Annotated in this window: 11 protein-coding genes and 2 pseudogenes; 5 read left to right on the top strand and 8 right to left on the bottom strand. The window is 72.7% G+C overall.

What is annotated here, in order from left to right; genetic code table 11:
- Positions 1 to 603: pseudogene (locus MHW47_RS27575) on the top strand (ATP-binding protein); the annotation flags it as partial.
- A 27-nt stretch (positions 604 to 630) separates the two neighbouring features.
- Here MHW47_RS27575 and nucS read toward each other — a convergent pair.
- Entirely contained in the window at positions 631 to 1302 is a 672-nt protein-coding gene (gene nucS, locus MHW47_RS27570) for an endonuclease NucS (protein ID WP_239226475.1), read from the bottom strand.
- A gap of 263 nt (positions 1303 to 1565) precedes the next feature.
- Between nucS and MHW47_RS27565 the strand changes: the two genes are divergently transcribed.
- Positions 1566 to 1958, top strand: a complete 393-nt coding sequence (locus tag MHW47_RS27565) for an SCO5389 family protein (RefSeq protein ID WP_239226474.1) — start codon at positions 1566 to 1568, stop codon at positions 1956 to 1958.
- A 112-nt stretch (positions 1959 to 2070) separates the two neighbouring features.
- Here the strand turns inward: MHW47_RS27565 and MHW47_RS27560 are convergent, their stop codons facing one another.
- The gene (locus MHW47_RS27560; protein WP_239226473.1) at positions 2071 to 3114 is read right to left on the bottom strand and encodes an LLM class flavin-dependent oxidoreductase; all 1044 of its coding nucleotides are present in this window, start codon (positions 3112 to 3114) and stop codon (positions 2071 to 2073) included.
- A gap of 368 nt (positions 3115 to 3482) precedes the next feature.
- Between MHW47_RS27560 and MHW47_RS27555 the strand changes: the two genes are divergently transcribed.
- Positions 3483 to 3812, top strand: a complete 330-nt coding sequence (locus MHW47_RS27555; protein ID WP_239226472.1) for an ATP/GTP-binding protein — start codon at positions 3483 to 3485, stop codon at positions 3810 to 3812.
- Positions 3813 to 3824: 12 nt separating this feature from the next.
- Here MHW47_RS27555 and MHW47_RS27550 read toward each other — a convergent pair whose 3' ends face one another.
- On the bottom strand, positions 3825 to 4493 hold the full coding sequence (locus MHW47_RS27550) for an ABC transporter permease subunit (RefSeq protein WP_239226471.1): 669 nt from the start codon (positions 4491 to 4493) through the stop codon (positions 3825 to 3827).
- On the opposite strand from MHW47_RS27550, the pseudogene MHW47_RS27545 reads away from it, so the two are divergent.
- Together MHW47_RS27545 and MHW47_RS27540 are read left to right on the top strand one after the other, a co-directional pair.
- Positions 4490 to 4942: pseudogene (locus MHW47_RS27545) on the top strand (methyltransferase); the annotation flags it as partial. The gene MHW47_RS27550 and the pseudogene MHW47_RS27545 sit on opposite strands and share 4 nt — an antisense overlap.
- Entirely contained in the window at positions 4926 to 5147 is a 222-nt protein-coding gene (locus MHW47_RS27540; protein ID WP_239226470.1) for a CDGSH iron-sulfur domain-containing protein, read from the top strand. The pseudogene MHW47_RS27545 and the gene MHW47_RS27540, both read left to right, overlap by 17 nt.
- Here MHW47_RS27540 and MHW47_RS27535 read toward each other — a convergent pair.
- From MHW47_RS27535 to MHW47_RS27515, 5 genes are read right to left on the bottom strand one after another with little or no spacing between them, the layout of a single operon-like run.
- Positions 5144 to 6379 carry a cytochrome P450 gene (locus tag MHW47_RS27535; RefSeq protein ID WP_239226469.1) on the bottom strand — a complete coding sequence of 412 codons (1236 nt, stop codon included), beginning with the start codon at positions 6377 to 6379 and terminating at the stop codon, positions 5144 to 5146. The genes MHW47_RS27540 and MHW47_RS27535 overlap by 4 nt on opposite strands.
- A 10-nt stretch (positions 6380 to 6389) precedes the next feature.
- Entirely contained in the window at positions 6390 to 7601 is a 1212-nt protein-coding gene (locus MHW47_RS27530; RefSeq protein WP_239226468.1) for a cytochrome P450, read from the bottom strand.
- Positions 7598 to 8224, bottom strand: coding sequence for an ATP/GTP-binding protein (locus MHW47_RS27525; RefSeq protein WP_239226467.1), 627 nt, complete (start codon positions 8222 to 8224; stop codon positions 7598 to 7600). Before MHW47_RS27525 ends, MHW47_RS27530 begins: the two co-directional genes overlap by 4 nt.
- A complete protein-coding gene (locus MHW47_RS27520; protein WP_239226466.1) occupies positions 8202 to 8528 on the bottom strand; it encodes a DUF742 domain-containing protein in 327 nt (108 codons plus the stop codon). The genes MHW47_RS27525 and MHW47_RS27520 overlap by 23 nt, the downstream gene beginning before the upstream one ends.
- A gap of 23 nt (positions 8529 to 8551) precedes the next feature.
- Positions 8552 to 8980, bottom strand: a complete 429-nt coding sequence (locus MHW47_RS27515; protein ID WP_239226465.1) for a roadblock/LC7 domain-containing protein — start codon at positions 8978 to 8980, stop codon at positions 8552 to 8554.
- Positions 8981 to 9116: the final 136 nt, after the last annotated feature.

Below are 9116 nucleotides of genomic sequence, written 5' to 3'. Positions count from 1 at the left end.
GCCCGGCGCAACCTGGTCGCCGCCGGGGCGGGGGTGCTGCTGGCCGGCGTCCTCGGCACGGTGGTGACGCTCGGGCTGACGTCGAGCAGCGATCCGCAGGGCGGCACCGGTACGTCGACCGAGCAGCAGGTGCCGGACGACGACAGCATCTACGACGAGGAGACGGTGCCCGGTGAGCCGGCGGACGGTGCCCCGACGACGGTTTCGCCCTCGGGGCAGCCGACCGGGCCCGCCCCGACGGGCGTGACGCCGGAGGCCACGGGCAGCGGGACGGCCTCGCCGGAAGGGGAGTCGCCCTCCGCGACGCCCTCGGCGCCGGACGACGCGCCGGTGTCTTCGAGCACGGCGCCGGAGCCTTCGGGGACGACCTCGTCGGGCAGGCCGATCACCCCGTCGCCGGGCATGTCGGGGACGAAGCCGAGCGGTTCGACGTCGGCGGAGCCGGACCCCGAGTCCCCGGCGCCCACGGAGACGCAGACGGAGGACACCGAGGGCGGGGCCGGTGAGGGCGCGGTGGAGTCCGCGAGCGGTGGCCCCGGCCCGTCGGGCGGGGCGCGGATCAGCGGTGAAGCGGTTCAGCCCGCTCCGGCCGGGCGGGCCTGAGCCGGAGCGGGGCCGGCTCCCTCCGGCTCAGAACAGCCGGAGCTTGTCGTCCTCGATGCCCCTGAGCGCGTCGTAGTCCAGGACCACGCAGCCGATGCCGCGGTCCGTGGCCAGCACGCGGGCCTGGGGCTTGATCTCCTGGGCGGCGAAGATGCCGCGGACCGGGGCCAGGTGCGGGTCGCGGTTGAGCAGTTCCAGATAGCGGGTCAGCTGCTCGACGCCGTCGATCTCGCCGCGCCGCTTCAGCTCGACGGCCACCGTCTGCCCGTCCGCGTCGCGGCACAGGATGTCCACCGGGCCGATGGCCGTGAAGTACTCGCGGCGGATCAGGGTGTAGCCCTCGCCCAGCGTCTCGATGCGGTCCGCGAGCAGTTCCTGGAGGTGCGCTTCCACACCGTCCTTGATGAGCCCTGGATCGACGCCCAGCTCATGGGACGAGTCATGGAGGATTTCCTCCATAGTGATGATCAGTTTTTCGCCCGCCTTGTTCACCACGGTCCAGACGCCCTCGGTGTCACCGCTGCCCTCCTTGAGGGTGCAGGGCGGCGACATCCAGTTGAGCGGTTTGTACGCCCTGTCGTCGGCGTGAATCGACACGCTCCCGTCCGCCTTGACCAGGATGAGGCGGGGAGCGGAGGGCAGGTGGGCCGTGAGCCGGCCCGCGTAGTCCACGGAACAGCGGGCGATGACGAGACGCATGGTCGGCAACGCTACTCGACGTCGGGGGCTCGACGCGATTCGCCCATCCGGGGGCCACACCGCTTTCGGACCTGACGCTTTCTGTCTTGCCCCTCTTTGAACCCCTTCGATATTGGCCGGTTGTGTTCCCAATCTCCTGGTGCGGCCCGGACTGCGCGCTTACCGTGGATGCAGGAGGTCGCCGCGTGTGCACGCTGCGTCGCCGCCCTCCTTCCCTGCCCGTAAGGCTCCGGCAACCCGCCGGGGCCGCGAGAGGAGAACCCATGTCGCTCGACGTCTCACCGGCTCTGTTGGAACAGGCCGAGCGAGGCGAGGTCGACGAAGCCGACTTCGTCGACTGCGTCCGGACCTCCCTGCCCTTCGCATGGGAGATGATCAGCTCGCTGGTGGCTCAGCTGAAGGTGGACGGCGGGGAGTTCGCCGACAACCAGACGCCGCCGCCGGACGAGCAGGCACGTGGTCAGCTGCTGCGCGCGCTCGCGAGTGATGCGATACGCGGCGCGCTGCAGCGGCACTTCGGGGTGCGTCTCGCATTCCAGAACTGCCACCGCGTCGCGGTGTTCCCGCTCGACGCGTCGGCCGACGACCGGCTGGCCAAGTTCACCTCGGTGAGGGGCCAGTTGCTCAACCAGTCGCCCGAGCTCCGGGACTGCTGAACGCTTCCGTCGCCGTTCCGGGCCGCGGGAGGTGCAACTGGTCCGGGGCGGCGGCTCCGTGAGTACCCGCCGTACGTACACCGCGGTACACCGTTCCGTCCGTGCGCGGGGGTCATTCCAGGAGTGGCAGTACCTCCGTGCCCAGCCGCGCTACGTTCTCCTCCGTGGCCACCAGATCCCCGGACCCCTCCACCAGGAGCGCGAAGCGGGTGACGCCCGTGCGCTCGGCGGTGGCGGCCAGCCGGTCGGCAGCCAATCGCGGCGTGCCCACCGGATGAAGGCCGCAGAGCAGCTCCGCGTACTCGACGGGGTTCCGCATCACGCGGTGCCGGCCGTCCACCGTCACATGCGCGTCGAGCCCCTGCCGCAGCCAGCCCGGCATCGCCTTCACCAGCGTCTCGACGGCGTCCTGGGTGCGGTCGGCGATCTGGGCCACGCCCGCCGATACGTGCCCCGCCCCGTGCACCCGCTCCGGGGCATGGCCGGCCGCCAGCGCGCGGGACCGCCACAGCGCCACCATCTCCGCCTTGTCCGCGTCCCCGCAGTGCATGCCGAGCAGCATCGGCAGGGCGTGCTCCGCGGCCAGCTCGACCGTCTTGCGCGAGGTGCAGGCGACCACCACCTCCGGCCCGCCCGCGCCGCCCGTGCCGTCCGTGTCGAGCAGTTCGTCGGCCCGGGGGACCACCGCCACCTCACGGAACCGGTACCGCTCGCCCCGGCCCGCCACGCGCGGCTTCCGCAGCCAGTCGAGCAGCAGCTCCAGGGACTCCGGGAAGCCCTTCTCGTACGCCTCCAGGCCGCCGCCGAACACCTCCAGGTCCACCCAGGGGCCGCCCCGGCCCACGCCCAGACTGAACCGGCCGCCGCTGGTGAGGTGGAGCAGGGCCGCCTGTTCGCCGAGCGCCACCGGGTGCTGCGCGGGCAGCACGCTCACCGCCGTGCCGACGCGGATGCGCCGGGTGCGGCCGAGCAGGTGCGCGGCCAGCGTGACCGCAGACGGGCACACCCCGTACGGCACGAAATGATGCTCGGCCAGCCAGACCGCGTCGAGCCCGACCTCCTCCGCGACCTCGGCGGACCGGATCGCGCGGTGCAGCGCTTCCCCCGGTCCCTGGCCCGGAAACTGGGCCGCCAGTACGAACGTTCCGACACGCATCGCCAATTGCCTCCTTGCGGCCGACGCGGCTCTCCCCTGCTGGCAACAACGTCTGACACGTGCCAAAGGCACGGTCCGGCCCGCAGTTGTTGCGATTTTCCGGTAACCCCCAGCGCCCGCCGGCCCGGCACCGACCGGCCCACCGCCCGATTGGCCCTGGGGCCTGTCCGGCGGATCATGGCCGGGGTCGCGACGCCTGGCACGGCACCTCGCCGCGTTGCCGAAACGCCCGGATAGCTCCGCTATCAGGCCGCTCCGGCGCCTTGCGATGCACCGCACCAGACGCCGCGCCCTACCCGACCCTGATCCGCCGGACAGGCCCTAGGCTTGAAGCGACCTGCCCAGCCCGTTTCCGTGAGGTGAAACACGTGTCCCCGCGCCGCAACCGCCCCAGAGGCGGCGAGAGCCGCAACGACAGCGCGAGCGATGCGGGGGACCGGTACGGCGGGGGCGGACGGAGCGAGGAGTGGCAGGGCGAGGAGTGGTCCGTGCGCCCGGTCAGCGGCGCGAGCGCGGCCGGCAAGCGCTACCGCTGCCCCGGCTGCGACCAGGAGATCCCCTCCGGCGTCCCGCACCTGGTGGCCTGGTCCGAGTACGGCGGGGTGGACGACCGCAGGCACTGGCACAAGGCCTGCTGGAACGCGAAGGACCGCCGCACCACACGGGTGCAGCGGTCCAGGAACGCGCCGCGCTACTGAGGCGGCGCCGCCTCACACGTCGCGCTGGTTCATCGACAGGTAGGCGCCGCCCATGGCGACGGCGGTGACCCCGAGGATGATCCACAGCGGCTCCCAGCCGGACGGGCCGGACGAGGTGACCGAGTTGTCGTAGAAGACGCTCAGCTGGTTGGGGATCGAGTACTCCAGCAGGGCGTCGCGGAGCTTCTCCAGCGAGCTGGCGAACATGAAGATGGCCAGCACGAGCGGCAGCAGCACCACGCCGATCATGATGGTGATCGCCCCGGCCGAGTGCCGGATCAGCGCGCCGACCGCGAGGGCGAGCAGCCCCAGCGTCGCCACGTACAGGCCGACGCCGACCGTGGCCCGCAGCCACTCCTCGCCGGTGGGCGACGCGGCGTCCAGCACGGAGGTCTGGATCAGGGCCACCAGCGAAGTCATGACCGTGGTCAGGACGAAGGTCAGCAGGAAGAACACCAGCGCCTTGGCGCCGAGCACCCGGCCCCGGCTGGGGCAGGCCGTCAGCGTCGTACGGATCATGCCGGTGCCGTACTCCGAGGCGATCGTCATCACGCCGAGCGTGATCACGCAGATGGTGCCGAGGAGGACACCGAAGAACCCGAGGCTCAGCACCGGGGTGCCGGTCATGTCCTGGTCGGACGCGGAGACCGTGACGGCCGCGAGCACCCCGATGACCAGCATGCATGAACGCCGCCCGCGCCGGGCACCGGCTGCGCGTCCTGCGCGGCGACCTCACCGGGCCCGTCGCCGCGCACCGCTTCGACCTGATCGTGAGCAACCCGCCCTACGTACCGGCGCCGGCCGGTGGACGCACCCGGCCCCACGGCCCCGAGGTCGCCTGGGACGCCGGGACGGGCGGCCGGCTGGCCCTGGACCGCATCTGCGACCGGGCCCCCGGCCTCCTGCGCCCGCGCGGCAGGCTGCTCCTCGTCCACTCAGGGCTGTGCGGGGTGACCGAGACCCTGGACCGGCTCACCGCGAGCGGCCTGCGCTGCGAGGTGAGACGCAGGGCGTTCGTCCCGTTCGGCCCGGTCATGACCGGACGGCTGCCGTGGCTGCGTGCCCAGGGCCTCGTCGGCCCCCACGACGACACCGAGGAACTGGTGGTCATCCGTGCCGAACGAAGCTGACCGCCCCCGCCGCCTCTCCGTCGAACCGGGCGGCCCGGTCCTCGTGGAGGGCCCGGTCGAGATCGTCCGCGAGGACGGCACGCTCGCCCGGTCCGACCGGTTCATGGTCGCCGTCTGCACCTGCCGCCGCAGCCGTGCCTACCCCTGGTGCGACACCAGCCACCGCCGCCGCTCCAGGCCCCCGGGCAACGGCAGCACGTCCTAGTCGCCGGCCGGTGCGTGCAGGTGCACCGGGAGCGTCTGGTGGCCGTTGGTGATCAGGGACGGCACGGGCAGGAGATCCCCGGCGGGCACGGCGAGCCGGGCGTCGGGGAAGCGGGCGAAGAACTGCTGGAGGGCGGTGACGACCTCCAGGCGGGCGAGCGGGGCGCCGAGGCAGAAGTGGACGCCGTGGCCGAAGGCCAGGTGCTCCTTGGAGGGGCGGGTGAGGTCGAACGCGTCCGCGTTCTCGCCGTGCCAGGAGGGGTGCCGGTTGGCGGGCGCGTACGAGGCGAGGATCGCCTCCCCCTTCGCGATCGTCCCGCCGCCGGGCAGCGGGATGTCGCTCAGCGCGTACCGCAGGGGGATGTGCTTGACCGCCGGCTCGTGGCGCAGGGTCTCCTCGACCACGTCGTTCCAGTCGGCGCGGCCGGCGCGCAGGTGGGCGAGCTGCTCCGGGCTGGTCAGCAGGGCGGTGATCGCCTGGTCGATGACGTTGACGGTGGTCTCGTACCCGGCGGAGATCATGAGCAGCAGGGTGTCGCGCAGCTCCTCGTCGCCGAGCCGGCCGCCGTCGCCCTCCTCGTCGCGGGTGGCGAGCAGCAGCGAGGTCATGTCGTCGCCGGGCAGGGCCCGCTTGGCGAGGATGAGCTGGTCCAGCGCCTGGTAGAGGGAGGCCGTGTTGGCGGTGGCCTCCTCGACGGTGAGCGTGGTGTCGAAGACGCCGTCCACGACGGACCGGAAGCCGTCGAGCTGGTCCTCGGGCACGCCCATGAGCCGGCCGATCACCGCGATGGGCAGCGGGTAGGCCAGCTCCTTGCGGAGGTCGACGACCTCACCGGCCGGCCGGGCGGCGAGACCGTCGATCAGTTCGGCGACGATCTTCTCGACGGAGACGCGCAGGTCCTGGATGCGGCGGGCGCTGAACGCGGGCGCCACCATCCGGCGCAGCCTCCGGTGGTCGCTGCCGTACGCGGTGAACATGTTGTTGACCGCGACCCACAGGGCGAGCGGCCAGGTGGCCACGGTCTCCGCGAAGGCCGGCCAGTGGGCGCGGGCGTCCTTGGAGACCTCGGAGCTGGTCAGCAGTTCCTTGAGGAGGGCCGGGTCGCTGACGGACCACGCGGTCACGCCGAGGACGTCGACACGGGTGGCGGGGCCGCGCTCGCGCAGCGCCCGGTACTCCGCGTGGCGGTCGGTGCCGGCGGGGTCGAGGACGAGGATCGGCTGCTCGGACATGGCGATTCCTTCAGTGGGAGACGTCGAAGACGATCGGGAGGGACTCCAGCGCGCGGTGGAACGGCCCCGGCCGCCACCGCAGTTCGGCCGCCGGGACCGCGAGGTCCATCTCGGGCAGGGCGTCGAGCAGGTGCGTGACCGCGGTCTCCGCGATCAGATAGGCGTGGGAGCGGGCCGGGCAGGTGTGCGGGCCGATGCTCCACGCCAGATGGGCCCGGTTGCCGGCGATGCCGCCGGAGGCCCGTGCGATGGCCGGGTCGTTGTTGCAGGCGGCCATCGAGATCAGGACCGGCTGGTGGGCGGGGAGCAGCACGCCGTCCACGTCGGCCGGATAGGGCGGATAGGTGATGCAGTAGTTCGCCATCGGCGGGTCCGTGTAGAGGACGGTGTCCAGCGCGTCCCGCACGGTGGAGTGCCCGGCGTGCAGCCCGGCCGAGAACTCCTCGTCGACGAGGATCTTCAGCTGGGTGTTGGCGATGAGATTGGTCAGCGGTTCGATGCCGGCCCCGTACAGCGTGACCAGCTGGTGCCCCATCTCCTCGTCGCTCAGCCGCGCCGGATGGGCCACCAGCCGGGAGGTGACGTCGTCGGCCGGGTGGCGCCGGCGCAGGGCGACCAGGTCGGCGACGGCCTGCCCGAGGATCTCGTTGCCCCGCTGGGCGTCGGTCGCCTCGAAGATCCGGGACATGCCGTCGGCGATCCGCGCCCCGATCTCGTCGGGGCAGCCCAGCAGGGAGCTGAGGACGCGGAAGGCGATCGGCCAGGCGTACTGGGTGAGCACGTCGGCGCGGCCCGCCGTGGCGAACTCCGCCACGGCGCCCGCCGCCAGCTCCTCCACCCGGGCCCGCAGCCCGTGCTGGTCGACGGCGTCGATCGCGGCGGTGTTGGCGGCCCGGTAGCGGGCGTGGTCGGTGCCGCTGCTGCGCAGCGCGTTGGGCCGCCACTCCATCATCGGCCGCACCGGGCAGGTGGCCGGCACCCCCTCCTGCCAGACCCGCGGGTCGGCGGGGAAGTACAGCGGGTCGTTGAGGATGCGCCGGGCCTGGAAGTAGCCGATCACCAGCGTGGCGGGGATGCCCGGCGACAGCTCGACCGGCACCAGCGGCCCGTACGCCTCCCGCATCCGCTCGTACGCGCCGTGCGGATCGGCGGCGAACGCCGGATCGTGGAGGGCGACCCGGCCGGACGGGGCCGACGGCAGGGCGATGCTGGGGGACGTCATGGTGTGGGCTCCATGGAGAGGGCCGAACGGTGGGCGGCGAGGTATTCCGTGAGCGTGATCAGGGCGTACACGCACGAGGTGCGGTCCCGGGCGTCGCAGGTGGTCAGCGGCGTCGACGGGTCCAGGGCGAGCGCCTGGCGGATCTCGTGCAGCGCGTACCCGGGCGCGTCCGGGAAGACGTTGATCGCGACCGCGTACGGGATGCCCTGGTCCTCCAGGAGCCCCAGCGCCTCGTGGCTCGCGTCCAGGTCGCGGGTGTCGGCCAGCACCAGGCAGCCGAGCGCGCCGTGCGCCAGGTCCTCCCACAGTGGCTGGAAACGAACCTGGCCGGGCAGTCCGAACAGATAGAGCGCGAGGGCGCCGCCGGCCATGTGGATACGGCCGAAATCCATCCCCACGGTGGTGGTCGTCTTGTCCGGTACGCCCCGCAGGTCGTCCACCCCGGCACTGTCCTGGGTGATCGGCTCCTCCATCCGCAGCGGCCGGACCTCCGAGACGCTGCCGATGAGGGTCGTCTTGCCGACGCCGAAACCGCCGGCGATCACGATTTTGGCGGACCTGGTCACCGTGACCGGCACGTACGCGATGCCGTCCGGTGAGTCAGACCAGTTCTCGCAGTCCATCAAGCACCTTCTGCAGGAGGTCGTCTCGGGGCTGGTCGGCGGCGGCCGACGCCGGGCTGGCCAGATGGCCGCTGTCCATGAGGGAGGACACGATGATCCGGACGGTGGACGGCGGCAGTTGCAGCGCCGCCGCGATGTCGGCCACGGCCAGACCGCCCCGCCCCACCGCGAACAGGCCCATCACCCGCCGCGCGTCGGGCCCCAGGTCGCCGGTCGGGGCCGGCGCGGCCACCATCACGCTCTCCAGCCGCACGTCCCGGTCCGGGCGGACCCGCCCGCCCGTGCGGACGTACGGCCGGACCATGTCCGGATCGTGCCGTGGGCCACTCATACGGCGGCGCCCCCGTCCGGCCGGCCCACCGGCATTCGCTCCCGGGTGCCCAGCTGCTCGCCCAACTGGACGACCAGCAGCGCCATGTGGTGGCTGATCAGACCGACGTCGGCGTGCGGGCCCGTGGTGACGACCGACAGCATGGTGTGGTGCCCGGCGGCGGTCGTCAGGCCGATCGCGGACACGGACTCGATCAGCTGCTGGCGCACCCCCTGGCCACCGGTGAACTCGTCCCAGGCGCGGCCCGACGCGCGCAGCGACGCGGTCAGGGCGGCCAGCTTCTCGCCGTCCTCCTGGCTGATGGTGCGGGTCCGGGCCTTGAGCAGCCCGTCGCCGCTCATCAGCACGGCGTACCGGACGCCCTCCACCGACCCCAGCTGCTCGTCCAGCAGCCAGCCCAGGGTGTTCGCGTGCGTGTCCGACATGATCAACGTCCTTCGTCCGTACGAGGGGGGTTCTGGTTGTCCCGGCTGCGGCGGCTGCCCGCCATCCACGCGGCGGCCACCGCCGGCCGGCCCGGTTCGACCACGGGCTCGGGCCCCGGCCGCGCCCCGGCGGCCG

The organism is Streptomyces sp. OfavH-34-F (genome assembly GCF_022347745.1).
Classification (GTDB): domain Bacteria; phylum Actinomycetota; class Actinomycetes; order Streptomycetales; family Streptomycetaceae; genus Streptomyces.
Note: the sequence above shows the minus strand (reverse complement) of the source record. Positions and strands in the feature narration are given on the sequence as shown.